At 69.7% G+C, this 17,919-nt stretch carries 15 protein-coding genes; 10 read left to right on the top strand and 5 right to left on the bottom strand.

From position 1 onward, the window contains the following. Positions 1 to 40: 40 nt before the first annotated feature. Complete coding sequence (locus tag HDA39_RS37440; protein WP_184803451.1) at positions 41 to 1,069, top strand: iron-siderophore ABC transporter substrate-binding protein; 1,029 nt, start codon at positions 41 to 43, stop codon at positions 1,067 to 1,069. A gap of 497 nt (positions 1,070 to 1,566) precedes the next feature. On the opposite strand, the gene HDA39_RS37445 is transcribed toward HDA39_RS37440, so the two are convergent. Both HDA39_RS37445 and HDA39_RS37450 read right to left on the bottom strand, forming a co-directional pair. Continuing rightward, positions 1,567 to 2,085: a DUF6879 family protein gene (locus HDA39_RS37445; RefSeq protein WP_184803452.1), complete on the bottom strand. Its 519-nt coding sequence runs from the start codon at positions 2,083 to 2,085 to the stop codon at positions 1,567 to 1,569. Between the two features lie 43 nt (positions 2,086 to 2,128). Continuing rightward, positions 2,129 to 2,680, bottom strand: coding sequence for an alpha/beta fold hydrolase (locus tag HDA39_RS37450; protein WP_184803453.1), 552 nt, complete (start codon positions 2,678 to 2,680; stop codon positions 2,129 to 2,131). Positions 2,681 to 3,389: 709 nt separating this feature from the next. On the opposite strand from HDA39_RS37450, the gene HDA39_RS37455 reads away from it, so the two are divergent. Next, positions 3,390 to 3,902 carry a 2'-5' RNA ligase family protein gene (locus HDA39_RS37455; RefSeq protein WP_184803454.1) on the top strand — a complete coding sequence of 171 codons (513 nt, stop codon included), beginning with the start codon at positions 3,390 to 3,392 and terminating at the stop codon, positions 3,900 to 3,902. A gap of 54 nt (positions 3,903 to 3,956) precedes the next feature. Beyond that, a complete protein-coding gene (locus HDA39_RS37460; RefSeq protein WP_184803455.1) occupies positions 3,957 to 5,078 on the top strand; it encodes a YihY/virulence factor BrkB family protein in 1,122 nt (373 codons plus the stop codon). 76 nt (positions 5,079 to 5,154) lie between these two features. On the opposite strand, the gene HDA39_RS37465 is transcribed toward HDA39_RS37460, so the two are convergent. Together HDA39_RS37465 and HDA39_RS37470 are read right to left on the bottom strand one after the other, a co-directional pair. Then, complete coding sequence (locus tag HDA39_RS37465) at positions 5,155 to 6,294, bottom strand: D-alanyl-D-alanine carboxypeptidase family protein (protein ID WP_184803456.1); 1,140 nt, start codon at positions 6,292 to 6,294, stop codon at positions 5,155 to 5,157. 121 nt (positions 6,295 to 6,415) lie between these two features. Beyond that, positions 6,416 to 7,357, bottom strand: coding sequence for a zinc metalloprotease (locus HDA39_RS37470; RefSeq protein WP_184803457.1), 942 nt, complete (start codon positions 7,355 to 7,357; stop codon positions 6,416 to 6,418). Positions 7,358 to 7,571: 214 nt separating this feature from the next. On the opposite strand from HDA39_RS37470, the gene HDA39_RS37475 reads away from it, so the two are divergent. Next, positions 7,572 to 8,150, top strand: coding sequence for a hypothetical protein (locus HDA39_RS37475; protein WP_184803458.1), 579 nt, complete (start codon positions 7,572 to 7,574; stop codon positions 8,148 to 8,150). 95 nt (positions 8,151 to 8,245) lie between these two features. Here the strand turns inward: HDA39_RS37475 and eat are convergent, their stop codons facing one another. Further along, a complete protein-coding gene (gene eat / locus HDA39_RS37480; protein ID WP_184803459.1) occupies positions 8,246 to 9,685 on the bottom strand; it encodes an ethanolamine permease in 1,440 nt (479 codons plus the stop codon). A gap of 154 nt (positions 9,686 to 9,839) precedes the next feature. On the opposite strand from eat, the gene HDA39_RS37485 reads away from it, so the two are divergent. From HDA39_RS37485 to HDA39_RS37510, 6 genes are all read left to right on the top strand, one after another. After that, entirely contained in the window at positions 9,840 to 11,204 is a 1,365-nt protein-coding gene (locus tag HDA39_RS37485; RefSeq protein WP_184803460.1) for a glutamine synthetase, read from the top strand. Then, the gene (locus HDA39_RS37490; protein ID WP_184803461.1) at positions 11,185 to 11,904 is read left to right on the top strand and encodes a gamma-glutamyl-gamma-aminobutyrate hydrolase family protein; all 720 of its coding nucleotides are present in this window, start codon (positions 11,185 to 11,187) and stop codon (positions 11,902 to 11,904) included. The genes HDA39_RS37485 and HDA39_RS37490 overlap by 20 nt, the downstream gene beginning before the upstream one ends. After that, positions 11,901 to 13,259, top strand: a complete 1,359-nt coding sequence (locus tag HDA39_RS37495; protein WP_184803462.1) for an aldehyde dehydrogenase family protein — start codon at positions 11,901 to 11,903, stop codon at positions 13,257 to 13,259. Before HDA39_RS37490 ends, HDA39_RS37495 begins: the two co-directional genes overlap by 4 nt. A 1-nt stretch (position 13,260) precedes the next feature. Continuing rightward, on the top strand, positions 13,261 to 14,040 hold the full coding sequence (locus HDA39_RS37500) for a 3-oxoacyl-ACP reductase (RefSeq protein WP_184803463.1): 780 nt from the start codon (positions 13,261 to 13,263) through the stop codon (positions 14,038 to 14,040). A 48-nt stretch (positions 14,041 to 14,088) separates the two neighbouring features. Beyond that, entirely contained in the window at positions 14,089 to 14,838 is a 750-nt protein-coding gene (locus HDA39_RS37505; protein ID WP_184803464.1) for a GntR family transcriptional regulator, read from the top strand. Between the two features lie 189 nt (positions 14,839 to 15,027). Next, a complete protein-coding gene (locus HDA39_RS37510; RefSeq protein ID WP_184803465.1) occupies positions 15,028 to 17,799 on the top strand; it encodes a helix-turn-helix transcriptional regulator in 2,772 nt (923 codons plus the stop codon). Positions 17,800 to 17,919 lie beyond the last annotated feature (120 nt).

Raw genomic sequence — 17,919 nt, forward strand, 5'->3', positions numbered from 1 at the left:
AGTCGGTGCATTCCTTCCCTTGTGTCTTTGTGAGGTTCCCATGCGCTCCCTGCTGCGACCGCTCGCGTTGCTGGCCGTCGTCCCGTTCGTTCTCACCGCCTGCGGGTCCGGCGCCGACGAGCCCGCCGCCGAGGGCGGGTCGACCGCCGGTTCCGAGACCGGCGCCTTCCCGGCGACGATCAAGCACAAGTTCGGCGCCACCGAGGTCAAGGCGGCGCCCCAGCGGGTCGTCTCGGTCGGCCTCGTCGACCAGGACGCGCTGCTCGCGCTCGACGTCGCGCCGGTCGGCACCACCGAGTGGTTCGGCGAGAAGCCCGGCGCGCTGTTCCCGTGGGCCAAGGAGAAGCTCGGCGACCGGCCCTTGCCGACCGTGCTCAGCGACAAGGACGGCATCCAGTTCGAGAAGATCGCCGCGCTGCGGCCGGACCTGATCATCGGGCTGTACTCCGGCGTCACCGCCGACGACTACAAGAAGCTCAGCGCGATCGCCCCGACGGTGGCGCAGCCGCCCGGCGTACCGGACTACGGCGTCGCCTGGCAGGACGTGACCCGCACGGTCGGCCAGGCCGTCGGCAAGCCGAAGCAGGCCGACGAATTGGTCAAGGGCATCGAGGCCCGCTTCGCGACCGTCCGCTCCGAGCACCCCGAGTTCCAGGGCAAGCCGGCGCTGATGGCGACGCCGTACGAGGGGTACTTCATCTACGGCAGCCAGGACCCACGCTCACGCCTGCTGACCGACCTCGGCTTCACGCTACCGGCCGACCTGGACAGCCTGATCGGCGACAAGTTCGGCGCCAACATCAGCAAGGAGCGCATCAAGTTGCTCGACCAGCAGGCGCTCGTCTGGTTCCCGACCAAGGGCGGCACGGCAAAGCTCCAGGCCGACCCGCTCTACAAGAACCTCCCGGTCCGCACCCAGGGCCGAGACGTCTTCGTCGAGGAAAACTACGACGACCAGCTCTACGGCGCCACCAGCTTCGTCTCGATCCTCAGCCTGCCAATCGTCCTCGACCAACTCGTCCCCAAACTAAAGGCCGCAGTCGACGGCAACCCAGCCACCACGGCCTAGAACAGAGAAGAAGAACAGAGAAGAAGAACAGAGAAGAAGAACAGAGAAGAAGAACAGAGAAGAAGAACAGAGAAGAAGAACAGAGAAGAAGAACAGAGAAGAAGAACAGAGAAGAAGAACAGAGAAGAAGAACAGAGAAGAAGAACAGAGAAGAAGAACAGAGAAGAAGAACAGAGAAGAAGAACAGAGAAGAAGAACAGAGAAGAAGAACAGAGAAGAAGAACAGAGAAGAAGAACAGAGAAGAAGAACAGTTTAGTGGTTGCTGTCGGCTGTTCGGGCTGAGGAAGTAGTGAAGAACATCTCGTCAAGCGCCGAGGCGCCCTGGTGCGCGCACGTCGCACAACAAAGCCCGAGGTCTTCGTCGAAAGGCGCCTGTGTGCCGTGCTCGAGTTGCTGACCCGCGAAGTGCCAGCCCGTCCCGGCCGGCCAGACCGGGCATCCTTGCGCAGTTCACGGAGCCGGGTTCCGAGAGCTTCCGCGGCCTTTCTGGGCAGCGCTACTCGGGCTTGTAGTCACGGTGGGGGATCGACAATGCCCAGACCTGTTCGAAGGCGCTGCGGCATCTGTCGAGATCGGCGCTGTCTGTTGACGTGGTCAGGGCGATGTTCAGGCCGGAGCCCGCGTAGTGGAGGAAGACGACCAACCTGTCATCGAGCACGTAGAAGTCGTTACCGGGAATGGCGATCGACGAGGTCGATCGTCGCGGAACCCGTCGGATGTCTTCACCGGCTTCGACCATCGGGCCGATCAGGGTGTACGCCCAGCGCTGATAGTCACTCAGCGGTTCGGAGACGATTTTTGCTCGCCGTACGGTTCTGCCGTTCTTCACATGGTTGCGAACCTTCGTGCACCAGCTTTGCAGCCAGTCGAGATCGTCCGGCTCGCCGGCCGCCCACTTGGCCATGTGCGGCAACTCGGTCTCGGTGCCGTACGCGTCACGCGTCTCCAGATGGACGGCGTTGTGCTGAATCGAGGCCGTCAGATCCTGGAACTCTGCGTAGGTGATGTCTGGCACGCGGCCTACTTGGAGTCGAAGAACTGGATCATGCGGTGAACGCCTAGAGCCAGACGACTTCGTCGAGGAAGTCTTCGATCTTTGTGGTCACCTCACCGAGCACCGCGGCGGACGCGGCGAGTCGGCCCGGGACGTACATTCCGTGGTCGGCCTCCGGGATCTCTAGTACGTGCGGCGTCAACCGGCGGGCCACGTCGCCGTCCCACAGGGGATCGTTGGTCCCACCCACCAGCAGGAACGGCGCCCGGGACCGTTCCAGCGCATCGACAACCTGCTTGTGGTGCAGCAAGGGCGTCAACCACACCGCAGGGTGCCCTCGCTCGGCCGCCAACGCCGCCGCGTGCGTCCCGAGCGACTTCCCGATCAGCAACAGCCCTGAACCGGCAACCCCGATCGGCAGGTGCGGCGACACCTGCCCGATCACCCACGCCAGCAACTGCTCCTCGGTCAGCGTCGTCGCAGCCTCCCGGTTCTGCCACTGCACCGGATGGATCGTCGCCCCCCGCCGCTCAGCAGCCTCGCCCGCAAACATCAGCAACGGCCCCTGCGGCCCGTACTCCCCACCGGGAACCACCACAGCCTGACGAGAACTCATCCCCCGACCCTACGACCACCCGGGCCCACCCACCCCGCGACGCCCCACCCACCACACCCGGCAACGCCGTCACCCACCCACGCACCCCGGCAGCGCCGCCACTCACCGCATCCGGGCGACGCCGCCACTCACCGCACCCGGCAGCGCCGCCACTCACCAGGCACGGCCATGCCCCCGCCCACCACAAACGGCAACGCCCAGCCCGCCGCACCCCGGCAAGGCCGCCGGGGTGCGGTACCCCGGGAAGGCCGCCGGCCGCCGGCCCCCTGGGAAGACCGCCGGCTGCCGTCTCCCTGGGAAGCCCACCGGCTGCCGTACCCCCGGGCAGCGCCGCCGCCCGCCGTACCCGGGCAACGCCCCCGCCCGCCGCACCCGGCAACGCCGCCCACCGCACCCGGCAACGTCCTCATCCGGGCAACGCCGCCCCACCGAACCCCGGCAACTCGCCCCCGGCCGCCGCTCGACGGCACCACCGTCTCTCGCATTCCCTCCCGCCCGCCGCGGCCTCAGCCACCAGCGACGGCCCGGCCGCATCCACGCCGGCCTCAACCCCCCTCAGAGCTGTTCGTATGAGTAACCCGACACCGTCCCCGGTACTGATGCGACCTCGGACGGTGTCAGAATCGGGGTATGCCAGCAGCCGTCCTCGATCTCACTCCTGCGCCGGCGGCGCATTCCACCAGCGCCCCGGGCTCGGGGCGGTAGGCGGATGGCAACGATCGGTGTCGCGATTCCGATCGCCGAACCCTTCGGCTCGGAGCTGCAGAAGTACCGGGCCGACTTCGGTGACCCGATGGCCTCCTCGATTCCGACCCACGTGACGCTGCTCCCGCCGACCGAGGTCCCGGACGAGGATCTGCCGCGGATCGACGAGCACCTGCTCGAGCTGGCGGCGCGGTTCCCGAGTTTCCGGATCCGTCTGCGCGGTACGGCGACCTTCCGGCCGATCTCTCCCGTGGTGTTCGTCACGCTGGCCGAAGGCATCTCGTCCTGCGAGGTCCTGCAGTCGCAGGTTCGCTCCGGCCCGCTCTCGGTCGACCTGCGGTTCCCGTACCACCCGCACGTGACCGTGGCCCACGACCTCGACAAGGAGGCGCTGGACCGCGCGTACGACCTGCTCGCGGACTACGACTGCGCCTTCGACGTCTCCGCGTTCAGCCGGTACGAGCACGGCGCCGACGGCGTCTGGCGCCCGCAGCGCGCCTTCCCGCTCAAGGGCTGAACCACCTGCCAGGCTGTACGGCGTACAGGCGGGCAGGACGGGTACAGGAGAGCAATGGGCGTGAAGGAACGGGGCAAGGCGGTCTGGGCGCGGTTCAGCCGCACCCAGCTGTGGCGGGCCTGGAAGCGGTACGGCGACCGGCGCGGCAACCGGTTGGCCGGGGCAACGAGCTTCTTCGGCTTCCTGTCGATGTTCCCGCTGATCGTGCTGGCCGCGGCCGTCGTCGGGAAGCTGCTGGAAGACGACGCGATCGACGTGATGAAGAAGGCCCTGGCCAAGAACCTGCCGGGCATCGGCGACCAGATCGACATCGACGCGCTGATCGCGAACGCCGGCACCATCGGGCTGATCTCCGGCGTCTCGCTGCTGCTCACCGGCCTCGGCTGGATCGACTCGTTGCGCGCCTCGATCCGGTCGATGCACGAGCTGGACGACCAGCCGGGCAACGCGATCAAGCTGAAGGTCACCGACCTCGGCGCCCTGGTCGGCCTCGGCCTGATCGGCGTTCTCGCCACGCTGGCTTCGTCGGTGCTGTCCGGGCTGTCGAAGAAGATCGTCGAGTGGATCGACCTGGACGGTACCTGGCTGGCGAACTGGGGCCTCGGGGCGATCAGCGTGGTGGTCGGCATCGCGGCCGGCGCGGTCCTGTTCCTGTATCTGCAGACGGCGATGCCGCGGATCATCCTGCCCCGCAAGGTGGCACTGATCGCTGCCCTTGCCGGTGGCATCGTCTTCTTCGCCGCCCAGAAGCTCGGCAACGCCTACGTCAACAACGTGATCGGCAGCAACGCGGCGTACGGCGCTCTGGCGCTGCCGCTCGCGCTGCTGGTGTGGATCTACCTGATGACGCGGGTCATCATGCTGATCGCCGCGTGGACCAAGGAAGCGACTCTCGACCACCGCTGGCACACCGGCGAAGCCGAGGAAGCCGCCCGCGCCGCCATGCCCTTCGAGACCGAGCAGGTGCTACCGCGCCGCCGGACGAACGGCTCCACCAACCCCGAACCGGACGAGAACGGCCTCCTCCCGGGCCCACCCGGCAAGAAGTTCAAGGTCGTCCCGATCCCGGCCCGCAAGGCCGACACCGTCGCAGTAGCCGCCGGAGCCCTCCTCGGCGCCACAGCCACAGCCATCACCGTCCAGTTGGCCAGAGCAGCGCGCTCGCTACGCCGCTGACGCGCCCGCCGGGTTCCCGCGCCGAAGGCAGCGGCCGGGGACGCGCGCCCCTCCCTCCCCACCACATGCTCGGCAGCTAGTGCCTTCTGCTCCTGCTTCGCTTGTTGTGAATCTTCAGCGATCTCGGCCTGCGCAGGAAGAGGGCCAGGAGCACGAACAGCGGCGCGGCGTACGCCCAGGACGGGATCCTCAACGCCAGGGACTGCACGGCCAGGGCCGGTATCAGAGCCGCTTGCGTGCGCTTCGGCAGCGGCGTACCAGCGGCGGACTTCTTCGACACGTTCGGGCCGGTCTTGGCCGCCGTCGCCGGTTTGACCAGTGTGCCGACCGAGCTGAGCGCCGTGTAGTGGCTGAAGGACCAGTCGAGCAGCTTCGTGGCGTCCTCGGTGATGCCGTGGGGTGAGTTCATCAGCGTGACGACCAGCGTGTGCCCGTCCCGCCGGGCGGCGCCGATGAACGTGTTGCGGGCCAGCGTCGTGTAGCCCGTCTTGATCCCCAGGGCCCCGTCGTAGTTGAACAGCAGCTTGTTCTGGTTCGCGACCTGGTACGTCCCCGCCTTGGCCAGCGGAAAGTTCGTGTACTTCGTCGACGCGTACTTCGCGAAGTCCGGCCGCCCCAGCCCCGCCTGCGCGAACAAGGCGAGGTCGTACGCCGACGACACCTGCCCGTCCGCATCCAGCCCCGTCGGGTCCGTCACATGCGTGTCGAGCGCACCGATCTCGGTTGCCTTCTTGTTCATCCGGTCGATCGTCGCCGGGGTCCCGCCCTGGTCGTGCTCGGCCAGCGCGTGCACGGCGTCGTTCCCGGACGCCAGGAACATCCCCTGGAACAGCAGGTCCACCGAGTACCGCAGCCCGGGGTACACCCCGACCTTGCTGCCCTCGATCCCCGCGTCACGGTCCGACCCGACCACGACGTCGCCCTTGTCGAGCCGCGGCAGCAGCACCAGCGCCGTCAGCGTCTTCAGCGTGCTGGCCGGCCGCAGCTTCGCGTGCGGCGCCTTGGCCGCCAGCACGGTCCCCGTGTCCAGGTCCGCCACGACGTACGAGCCGGCCTGCACCGCCGGCGGCGTCGCACCGGCGGCGACGACCTTCGACTGCGCGGTCAGTTGGACGCCACCGACCGGGCTCCGGGAGCCCTGGGCGGCGGCGGTCGCTGTGAGCGGGCCGGCCACCAGCATCACGGTGGTCGCGCACGCCGTCAGGAGCACACGCATCGGCGGCACTCTAGACAACCTCCAGGCCAACAGTCACGCGGCGGTTGGCATACCAACCGCCGTACGGTCCGTGACCGGTCCCTGCCAAGGTAAGGGGACCGGCCACGGAGAACGTGAGGGATCAGGCCCGGTACGCCGTCCACATGTTGCTGATCCGGGTGCTCTGACCCGGTGTGAACTGGTTGTAGCAGGAGTCGTAGGAGTAGTCCATGTAGTTGCGGATCGGGTCCAGGCCCGGCAGCGAGCACGAGTCCCGGCCGGTCGGGCAGCCGCTGCTCGCGCTGCCCTGGGCGGGCGTGTCGCTCACCGAGTCGTTCGTCGACGTACAGCCGCCTTGGAACGTGTGGTAGAGCCCGAACCAGTGACCGGCCTCGTGGGTCGCGGTCTTGCCGAGGTTGAAGTTCGTCGACGAACCGCCGGGCAGCGAGCTGTACTGCACCCGGATGCCGTCGATCGACGGGTTGCTCGCGTAGTCCCACGGGAAGGTCGCGATGCCGAGGTAGCTGAAGTTGACCAGCCAGATGTTGAGCGCGTTCTTGCCGCCCTTGCGGGTCTGCGCCCGGTACGTCGTGCTCTGGCCGTCGCGGTGCCAGGTAGAGTTGTTGTACCGGTAGGTCCCGGCCAGTGAGAACGTGAACCCGGTGTTCGCCGCCGCGCTGGACTCGCCGCCGGCGAAGTTCTGGTTCAGCTCCGCGATCTGCTGGGTGATCTGGCTCGCGGTGACGTCACCCGCGCCGGTGCTGCTGCGCATGACGTGGATGTAGACCGGCACGTTCGCCGCGGCCAGCTTGCCGGGCGCCGGCGCCAGCCCGCGGGCCCGCTTGGCCGCGACCAGCTCGGCGGTCCGGGCCTCGACGGCCTTCTGCTCGGCCGCGCTCAACTCCCGGTGGTCGGCCTCCTGACCACCACGCGCCGAGGTCGACTCGGCCGGGCTGTAGCACGGGTTCCCAGTCGCGTCGGCCGGCAACTTCGCCTCGGCCTGACCACCGAGTGGACTGAACGCGAGCGCCGTACCGACCAGCAGTACGGCGAACGCGCGGGGACGGGTGACGAAAGATCGCATGACGCGCTCCTCCAGATCGGGCCGCTTGGGCGGTGCGGCCGAATCACCCGATTTTCAGCACCATCCCGCCGTTTCCCAAGACCCACCAGTGCCACGGCAGTACTGCGCCGGACCGGACACAGTCACTCACTCGTCCCGCAGCGCGACCCGGCCGCTGGATACCATCGGCGCTTCGCGGAGCATCCCCGCGGACTGCCGGACGGAGGAGTGATTCGTGGTCCGTGGACGGGTGGTCGTGGTGCCGGCGGTGGCCGTTGCGATCCTGGTACCGGCGTGTGTGCTGTCCTGGTGGGACCCGTTCAACCTTCGGTACGCGGGGTTCTTCACCGCCGCCTCGACCGGCCTGTCCGCAGTGGCCGTCGCGACGGCGGCAGTCCTCGTCTGGCGACGCCGTGCCGTCACGATCGTCGCGGTCGTGCTCGGAGCTGTGGGACTGGTGTTCGCCGGGGGCGCTGCGTGGCTGACGGCCGAGCTCTTGCCGGGGCCGGAGCGAGACCGGGTGACGTCACCGGACGGCCGCTACGAGCTCGTCCGCGTGTGGGGCTTGGGCGGATCCGACGTGCGCCTGCGGCGGGACCGCGGTCTGCTGTCGCAGGAATCCGTGGTCTGGTACGACGACGGGAGCAGCGTGAACGGCCTCGACAGCGGAACCGTCGTCCCGACGTTCCGGTTCGTCGACGCACGGTCCGTCGAGGTCACGACGTACGACGGCTGCAGCCACCGATCAACCTTCGACCCCACGACACTGGTCCTGGAAGAGCAAGCGCAACCATCCCCCGCGACCACCTGCTGACGTGCGGCCGGATGACTCGCCGCGCCGATAACATCGCCGCCATGAGCCTCGCCGACCGCCTCCCGAAACGCTCTAAGCGCTAGCGGCCGTTCTCGCTACGACAGCTCCGACTCCGCCTGCTGGATGGCGGCGAACTCCTCTTCGGGGGCTGAGGCGACCAGGTGGTGGCGGCTGTAGAACCAGAAGTAGGCGATGGCGGCGAGGAAGATGGCGGCGGTGATGGCAGCCGCCAACTTGTCGACGAAGAAGGTGGCGACGACGGCGATGATCGCCAGCACCAGGGCGATGCCGGTGGTGACGGTGCCGCCGGGGGTGCGGTACGGGCGGGCGAGGTCGGGTTCGCGAACGCGGAGGACGATGTGGGACAGCGTCATCAGCACGTACGAGACGGTGGCGCCGAAGACCGCGATGTTGATCAGGAGCGCGCCGTCCTGGGTGATGGCGGCGAGCAGGAAGCCGATGGCGCCGGGGACGAGCAGGGCCAGGTACGGCGTCTTGCGCTTGCCGGTGACGGACAAGAAGCGCGGGAGGTAGCCGGCGCGGGACAGGGCGAAGAGCTGGCGGGAGTACGCGTAGACGATGGAGAAGAAGCTGGCGACCAGGCCCGCGAGGCCTACGTAGTTGACGAAGTCGGCGACCCAGGGGTCTCCACCCAACGCCGTACGAAGAGCCAGAGGCAAGGGATTGTCCGAGTCGGCGACAACCGATGACCCGGCGCCGCCGGCGGTGAAGACGAGCATCAGCGCGGCGAAGACGAGCAGGATGCCCATCGCGGTGATGATGCCGCGCGGCATGTCGCGCACGGGGTCGCGCGCTTCCTCGGCGGCCAGCGGCACGCCCTCGACGGCCAGGAAGAACCAGATCCCGTACACGAGCGCGGCCAGCACCCCGGCGTACCCGAACGGGATGAACTCGTTCGCCCCCGCGGCGTCGTTCGGCACGATGTCGAACAGCTTGTTGGCGTCGAACTGCGGGATCATCGCGATCACGAACACCACCAGCGCCACCACCGCGACCGCGGTGATCGCCATGGTGAGCCGCAGCGCCTCGCCCACGCCGTACAGGTGGATGCCGATGAAGATCACGTAGCACCCGAGGTAGACCGGCCAGCTCGACGTGAGCCCGAACAGCCCGAGCGCCTCGATGTACCCGCCGATGAACGTCGCGATCGCGGCCGGCGCGATCGCGTACTCGATCAGGATCGCCGTCCCCGTGGCGAAACCGCCCAGCGGACCCAGTGCTCGCCGGGCGAAGCCGTACCCGGCGCCCGCGACCGGGATCGCCGACGCGAGCTCGGCCAGCCCGAACACCATGCAGGTGTACATCGTGGCCATCAGCACGGTCGCGATCAGCAGCCCGCCCCAGCCGCCCTCGGCCAGGCCGAAGTTCCAGCCGGCGAAGTCGCCGGAGATGACGTAGGCGACACCGAGCCCGGCCAGCAGCACCCAGCCGGCCGCGCCCCGGCGCAGCTGGCGTTGCTCCAGGTACTCCTTGCCCACCTGCTGGTAGTCGACGCGCGAGGTCTTCCGGCTCATCGTGGCTCCAATGGTCTACGGGCATACCACTAGGAATGGCCATGAGGTTCCTCGCGCGGGACCCCTGTGTCAAGGGAACGGGCACATTGACATCGCGCCGGAGGCTTGCGTCAATGGACTGACCGCAGACCAATAGAACCCCGGGGGACCGACCGTGGCATCGAGCACCGGCAAGCTGACCGTGCAGCAACTGCGGGACCTGGTGGCGGAGGGCACGATCGACACCGTGCTGGTCGCGATCACCGACATGCAGGGCCGGCTGCAGGGCAAACGCTGCGGCGCGCGTTACTTCCTCGAGGAGGTGCTGCAGCACGGCACCGAGGGCTGCAACTACCTGCTCGCCGTCGACGTCGACATGAACACCGTCGACGGCTACGCGATGTCGTCGTGGGAACGCGGGTACGGCGACCTGCTGATGGCCCCCGACCTCGACACGCTCCGGCTGCTGCCCTGGCTCGACGGCACCGCGCTGGTGATCTGCGACGTCCAGTGGCTCGACGGCACACCGATGCCGGCCAGCCCGCGGCAGATCCTCAGGGCGCAGCTCGACCGGCTCGCCGAGCGCGGCCTGTCGGCGTACGTCGGCACCGAGCTCGAGTTCATCGTGTTCAACGACACCTTCGAGCAGGCGTGGTCCAAGACCTACAAGGACCTCGACCCGGCGAACCAGTACAACGTCGACTACTCGCTGCTCGGCACCGCGCGGATCGAGCCGCTGCTGCGCGACATCCGCAACTCGATGGAGGGCGCCGGCCTGTACGTCGAGTCGGCCAAGGGCGAGTGCAACCTCGGCCAGCAGGAGATCGCGTTCCGGTACGACGAAGCGCTGAAGACCTGCGACAACCACTCGATCTACAAGACCGGCGCGAAGGAGATCGCGGTCAAGCACGGCAAAAGCCTGACCTTCATGGCCAAGTACGACGAACGCGAGGGCAACTCCTGTCATATCCATCTGAGCTTCCGCGGAGCGGACGGCGACCCGGTGCTGGCCGGGGATCGCGAGCACGGGTTCAGCGTGCTGATGGAGCAGTTCATCGCCGGCCAGCTCGCCTGCCTGCCCGAGCTCACCTACCTGCTCGCGCCGAACATCAACTCCTACAAGCGTTTCCAGCCCGGCAGCTTCGCCCCGACCGCCGTCGCGTGGGGCCTCGACAACCGCACCTGCGCGCTCCGCGTCGTCGGCCACGGCCAGTCGCTCCGGGTCGAGAACCGCCTACCCGGCGGCGATGTGAACCCGTACCTCGCCGTCGCCGCGCTGATCGCGTCCGGCCTGTACGGCATCGAGAACGAGTTGGAGCTCGAGCCCCTGCTGGCCGGGAACGCCTACACCAGCGACAAACCGCACGTCCCGACGACGCTGCGCGAGGCGTCGGCGCTGTTCGGCGGCTCGAAGCTGGCCCGCGAGGCGTTCGGTGACGAGATGGTCGACCACTACCTCAACGCGGCCCGGGTGGAGTTGGACGCGTACGACGCCGCCGTCACCGACTGGGAGCGCGTCCGTGGCTTCGAACGGCTGTAAGCCCCGGATCGGCATCACCACCTATCTCGAACCAACCATCTGGGGCGTGTGGGAGCGAGACGCCGCACTTCTCCCCAGGGTCTATCTCGACTCCGTTGTCGCGGCCGGCGGTACACCGATCCTGCTCCCGCCGGTCGGCACCGACCCGTCGATCCTCGACCTCCTCGACGGTCTCGTGATCGCGGGCGGCTGCGACGTCGATCCCACCTCGTACGGCGCTGTGCCGCACTCCGAGACCGTCGACACCCGACCCGGCCGCGACGACCACGAAGCCGTCCTGATCCGGGCCGCCCTGGAGAAAGATCTCCCGCTGCTCGCGATCTGCCGCGGCCTGCAGATGCTCAACGTCACGCTCGGCGGCACCCTGCAGCAGCACCTGCCCGAAGCGGTCGGCCACGACGAGCACCGCCCGTCGCCCGCGATCTTCGGCCGCACCGACGTGAAGATCGACCCCGGCTCCCTGACCGCCGAGCTGTTCGGCGACCGCACCACCGTGCACTGCTACCACCACCAGGCCCTCGACGTCGTCGCCGACGACCTGCACGTGACGGCTCGCGCCGGCGACGGCACGGTCGAGGCCGCCGAGGTCAAGGACAAGGCCTTCGCGCTCGGCGTGCAGTGGCACCCCGAGGAGAACCCCGACGACCTGCGGCTGTTCACCGCCTTGGTCGCCGAAGCATCGAGGAGAGGAACCGCGTGACGTACGACGTGATCAACCCGGCCACCGAGAAGGTCGTCCGCACGGTCGAGCTCGCCTCCGAGGAGCAGACCGACGCGGCGATCGCCCGCGCTGCCGAGGCGTTCACCACCTGGCGTGCCGTCGTCCCGGCGGACCGCGGCCGCTTGCTGCGCCGGTTCGCCGACGCGGTCGACGCCGACCTGGAGAACCTGGCCGCGCTCGAGGTCGAGAACGCCGGCCACACGATCGGCAACGCCCGCTGGGAGGCGGGCAACGTCCGCGACGTCCTGCACTACTACGCGGCCGCGCCCGAGCGCCTGTTCGGCCGGCAGATTCCCGTTGCCGGAGGCATCGATCTGACCGTCGCCGAGCCGCTCGGCGTGGTCGGCGTGATCGTGCCGTGGAACTTCCCGATGCCGATCGCCGGCTGGGGCTTCGCGCCGGCCCTGGCGGCCGGCAACACCGTCGTACTGAAGCCGGCCGAGCTCACCCCGCTCACGGCGATCCGCCTCGGCGAGCTGGCGCTGGAGGCCGGGATCCCGCCGGGCGTGCTGGAAATCGTGCCGGGCGCCGGCAAGGTCGTCGGGCAGCGGTTCGTCACGCATCCGGCGGTGCGCAAGGTGGTGTTCACCGGGTCGACCGGCGTCGGCAAGCAGGTGATGGCCGGCTGTGCCGACCAGGTGAAGCGGGTGACGCTGGAGCTCGGCGGCAAGTCCGCGAACGTGGTCTTCGCCGACGCGGACCTGGAGAAGGCCGCGGCGCAGGCGCCGTACGGCGTGTTCGACAACGCCGGGCAGGACTGTTGCGCGCGCTCGCGGATCCTGGTCGAGCGGTCGGTGCACGACACCTTCCTGGAGCTGCTCGAGCCGGCGGTGAAGGACCTCCGCGTGGGCGATCCGGCCGATGCCACGACCGAGATGGGCCCGCTGATCTCCGCGCGGCAGCGCGAGCGCGTGGCGTCGTACGTCGACTCCGAGTCGGTCGCCTTTCGTGGTACGGCGCCCGACGGGCCGGGGTACTGGTTCCCGCCGACCGTGCTGACCGGCCTCGCGGACGACGCGCCGGCGCTGACCGAGGAGATCTTCGGCCCGGTCGTCGTGGTCGTCCCGTTCGACGACGAGGCCGACGCGGTCCGGCGCGCCAACGACTCGGCGTACGGGCTGTCCGGCTCGATCTGGACCCGGGACGTCGGGCGTGCGCTGCGGGTCAGCCGCGGGATCGAGGCCGGCAACCTGTCGGTCAACTCGCACTCGTCGGTGCGCTACTCGACGCCGTTCGGCGGCTTCAAGCAGTCCGGGCTCGGCCGCGAGCTCGGCCCGGACGCGCTGGCCGCGTTCACCGAGACCAAGAACATCTTCATCAGCACGGAGGACTGACATGACCGACGTCACAGCACACCGCCTCGAGGGCCGCGTCGCGGTCGTCACCGGCGGAGCCAGCGGCATCGGCCTGGCGAGCGTACGACGGCTCGCAGCCGAGGGCGCCCGGATCGTCATCGGCGACCTCGACCCGGTGGCCGGCAAGACCGCGGCCGACGAGGTGGGCGGGCTGTTCGTGCCGACCGACGTGACCGACGCAGCCGCGGTGGACAGCCTGTTCCGGCAGGCCTTCGACACGTACGGGTCGGTCGACATCGCGTTCAACAACGCGGGGATCTCGCCGCCCGAGGACGCCTCGATCCTGGACACCGGCCTGGAGGCGTGGCGCAAGGTACAGGAGGTCAACCTGACGTCGGTGTACCTGTGCTGCAAGGCGGCGATCCCGTACATGCAACGCCAGGGCAAGGGGTCCATCATCAACACCGCGTCGTTCGTGGCGGTGATGGGCGCGGCGACGTCGCAGATCTCGTACTCGGCGTCCAAGGGCGGGGTGCTCTCGATGAGCCGCGAGCTGGGCGTCGAGTTCGCCCGGCAGGGGATCCGTGTGAACGCGCTCTGCCCGGGGCCGGTGAACACGCCGCTGCTGCAGGAGCTGTTCGCCACCGACCCCGAGCGCGCCGAGCGCCGGCTCGTGCACGTCCCGATGGGCCGCTTCGGCGAGCCGGAGGAGATCGCCGCCGCGGTCGCGTTCCTCGCCTCCGACGACTCGTCGTTCATCACCGCCAACACGTTCCTCGTCGACGGCGGCATCTCAGGCTCGTACGTGACACCGCTCTAGGCCCGCCGGGATCTAGGGTGAGGGGGTCGGACGGGGAGAGGTGGTGCGGTGGTCGAGGAAGCGCGTGCTGGGGAGGCGTTGTTCCGGCCGGTGCGGTCCGGCAACCCGTTCGAGGAGACCGTCGAGCGGCTGCTGCAGTCGATCAAGCTCGGCGTGGTCGGGCCTGGGGAGCGACTGCCGTCCGAGCGTGACCTGGCCGCGCGGCTGAACGTCTCCCGCGTCACCCTGCGGGAGGCGATCCGCGCGCTCACCGAGGCCGGGTACGTCGAGTCCCGCCGCGGCCGGTACGGCGGGACGTTCGTCAACACCCGCCTGCCGCGGCCGCGCCGCGTCGGTCCGAAGAAGCTCGCCAAGGAGCTGGGCGACGAGTGGGGCGGCGGTCACCAGGACGCTCTGGAGGATGCGCTGGTCCTGCGGTCGGCGCTGGAGCTCGGGGCTGCCGAAGCCGCGGCGTCCCGTTCCCTCGGAGCCGACGAGCGCGACCACCTCACGCGCTGTCTGGCCGACACCGCGGCCGCCAGGCTGACCGACTACCGGCGGATGGACTCGCGGCTGCACCTCGCGATCGCGGAGGTGAGCGGCTCGCCGTCGCTCACCTCGGCGGTCGCCGACGTACGGATGCGGCTGAACGCCCTGCTCGACGCGATCCCGCTGCTGGAACGCAACATCGTGCACTCCGACGAGCAGCACCAGCAGGTCGTCGACGCGATCCTCGCCGGCGACGCGCCCGCGGCCCGCGAGGCGATGCGGCTGCACCTGGCCGGCACCGCCGCTCTTCTCCGGGCTTTTCTCAGTTGAGCCCCACCGGAGAATTCACCGTCGTTGCGGGCGACACGCCGGACGTTGTGCACGGCCGAACCGGACTCGCCGTGAACAGATGGGTAACGAAGGGGTGGCGTCCGGATATCCGTATGTGACACTCGCCGTGTCCAGTGGCACTCGACTGTGATGTCCGCGAATGTAATCCTTCGGGGAGAATGTTGATCGATGACTGACGACGAGCTGGTCGGGCGCGCCGGACTGGTCGAGCGTGCGCGGACGCAGCTCGAGACCAGTGGCTCCGTGCTGCTCTACGGCCCGACCGGTATCGGCAAGTCCGCCCTCGGCCGGGCGCTCGTCGCCGACCGTGCCCGCTCCGGCTGGCGGGTGCTGAGCGCCGCGCCGTCGCAGAGCGAGGCCGGCCTGCCGTACGTCACGCTCCTGGACCTCCTGTCCAACCAGCTCGAGCTGGCCTGGCAGGTGCTGCCCGACCACCTCCGCCAGCCGCTGGAGGTCGCGCTGCTCAAGGCCAGCGCGCCGGACACGGTCCGGGACGAGCTGGCCGTGCGCCTCGCCGTACTGCACGTACTGCGGCGCCTGGCGGCGTCCGGGCCGGTGCTGCTCGTCGTGGACGACATCCAGTGGGTCGACCCGTCCAGTCTCGAAGTGCTGACCTTCTGCGCCCGCCGGCTGACCGAGGGCGTGCACATGCTGGCCACCGAGCAGGTCGCCGACGGCGACCTGCCGGGGATGGCCGAGGCGTGCCCTGAGCCGGTGCTGCAGTTGGAGGTCCCGCCGCTCGCCGAGCCCGACGTACTGGCTCTCCTGCGCAACCGGCTCTCCAGCCCGCTCCCGGTGCGCACCGCCCGGCGCATCTACGCAGCCAGCGCGGGCAACCCGTTCATGGCGCTCGAGCTGGGCCGTGCGGTGCTGCGGCACCCGCAGGGCGTCTCGCCGAACGACCCGCTCCCGGTGTCTTCGCGGCTGAAGACTCTGCTCGGGGACCGCTTGGCCGACCTCAGCCCGGCGACACACGAGCTCCTGCTGCACGCCTCGGCCTCCCCGCGCCCCACGACCTCGCAGCTGGCCGCGTCACTCGGCCACTCGGTCGACCTCGAGCTGGCCGAGGCCGAGGGGCTCGGGCTGATCGACGTCTCGTCGGAGCGGCTGCGGTTCAACCACCCGCTGCTGCGCGAGTTCGTGTACGCCGAAGCGACGTCCGCCGCGCGACGGCAGGCACACGCCCGGCTGGCCGCGGTGGTCGAGGAGCCGGTCGAGAACGCCACTCACCGGGCCCTGGCGACCCAGGAGGCCGACGCGGACCTCGCAGCCGCACTGGAGGAGGCCGGGACGACCGCGGGCGCTCGTGGGGCGCTGGGCGCCGCCGCGACGCTCTGGAAGCTGGCGGCCGACAGGACCCCGGCCGACGCGCCGGACGACCGGGCCCGCCGACTGACGCAAGCCGCTGACGACGCCGCGGCCGCTGGGCACTTGGTGGAGTCGGCGGAGATGGCTCGGCTCGCCGTACAGGCCGCGACCGTTGCCGAGGTCAAGGTGCCGGCGCTGCTGCTGCTGGTCGACGCCGCCTGGCCGGAGCGCGACCAGCGGATCGAGCTGCTGGCCGAGGCCTTCGAGGCCGCCCAGGGCAACGACCGGCTCGAGGCGCAGGTGCGGATCATGCGCAGCCACAGCGCGTACTTCGACCGCCGGCTCGACGACGCCCGCGAGGACGCCCGGGTCGCGCAGGAGCTGGCCCGTCGCTGCGGCGACACCGAAGCGCTGGTCGACGCGTTGAGCGCGGCCCACCCGGTCGAGATCGCGGTCGGCGGCGGCCAGCTGTCCGACCGGCTGCTCGACCAGGCCGGTGCGCTGGCGATCGGGCTGCCGTTGACCAAGAGCGTCGTGCACGCGCGGCAGATGGCGGCGATGCGCGAGCTGTTCCGCGGCAACAACGCGGCGGCGATCGAGGGCATCAGCACGCTGGTCGAGGAGGTCCGGGTCGGCGGCGCGGTGCGCTGGCTGGCCGGGATCCTGATCTCGGCGACCGCGATCTACGAGCGCAGCGGCCGCGGGGCCGACGCGCTCGCCTCCGGGCACGAGTGCCTCCAGCTGATGCAGGACCTGGGCGACGAGCCCGAGGTCGGCATGGTGATCGCGGCGCGCGCCGAGTGGGCCGGCGGTACGGCGACGATGGCGCGCGAGATGGCCGAGGGGTCGCTCGAGGCGGTTCGCGTGATCGGCAACGACGAGTGGACCGGTCCGGCGCTGTCCGCGGTCGGGCTGGTCGGCGTACTGGTCGGTGATCCGCAGCGCGCGGTCGAGGCGTTCGACGCGATCGCGGAGTCGGGCGAGGCCGCGATGCCGTACGACCCGGCCGTGATCCCGTGGCACGCGGACTACGCCGAGGCGCTGGTCGCCTCCGGCCGGCTGGACGACGCGGCCGCGCTGATCGCGGAGATCCGCGAGCGGGCCGACACGCTCGACCGCGAGGTCGTCCGGGTCGGGCTGGCACGCTCCGAGGCGCTGCTGATCGCCAAGCAGGGCGACCCGGCGGCGGCGCTCGACCTGCTGGAGAAGACGATCGCGACCGCGGGGGACCACGTGTACCCCCTCGACCTCGCACGCTGCGAGCTGACCCGCGGGCGAGTCGCGCGGCAGGCGCGGCGGCGGTCGGTGGCCCGGACGGCGTTCCTGGACGCGATCGAGCAGTTCGAGCAGTACGGCGCACCCGCCTGGCGCGAGGTCGCGGAGACGGAGCTCGCGCGGCTCGACGTACCGAGTCGCAGCCGGCAGCCGTCCGAGCTGACCGACAACGAGCTGCAGATCGTCGCGATGGTCCGCGACGGCTCCACCAACCGCGAGATCGCGGCCGCGCTGTACCTGAGCGTGAAGGCGGTCGAGTCGCAGCTCACCCGCCTGTACCGGCGCTTCGGCGTCGCCAACCGGACCCAGCTGCTGCGCACCGTCGACCGGGGTGGAAGCGACGTCGCGCAGAGGTAAACCCTTGATGTGACCCGCCGGTAGCTTAATTCCCTTGCCGCTGTCGCGGCTCTGGACAAAGGTCGTTCCCACGTAGAGAGCTCGCCCCTCTGGTGGGGCGGCCGAGTGAGGCGCGGCCGC

The sequence above is a fragment of the Kribbella italica genome (assembly GCF_014205135.1).
GTDB lineage: Bacteria > Actinomycetota > Actinomycetes > Propionibacteriales > Kribbellaceae > Kribbella > Kribbella italica.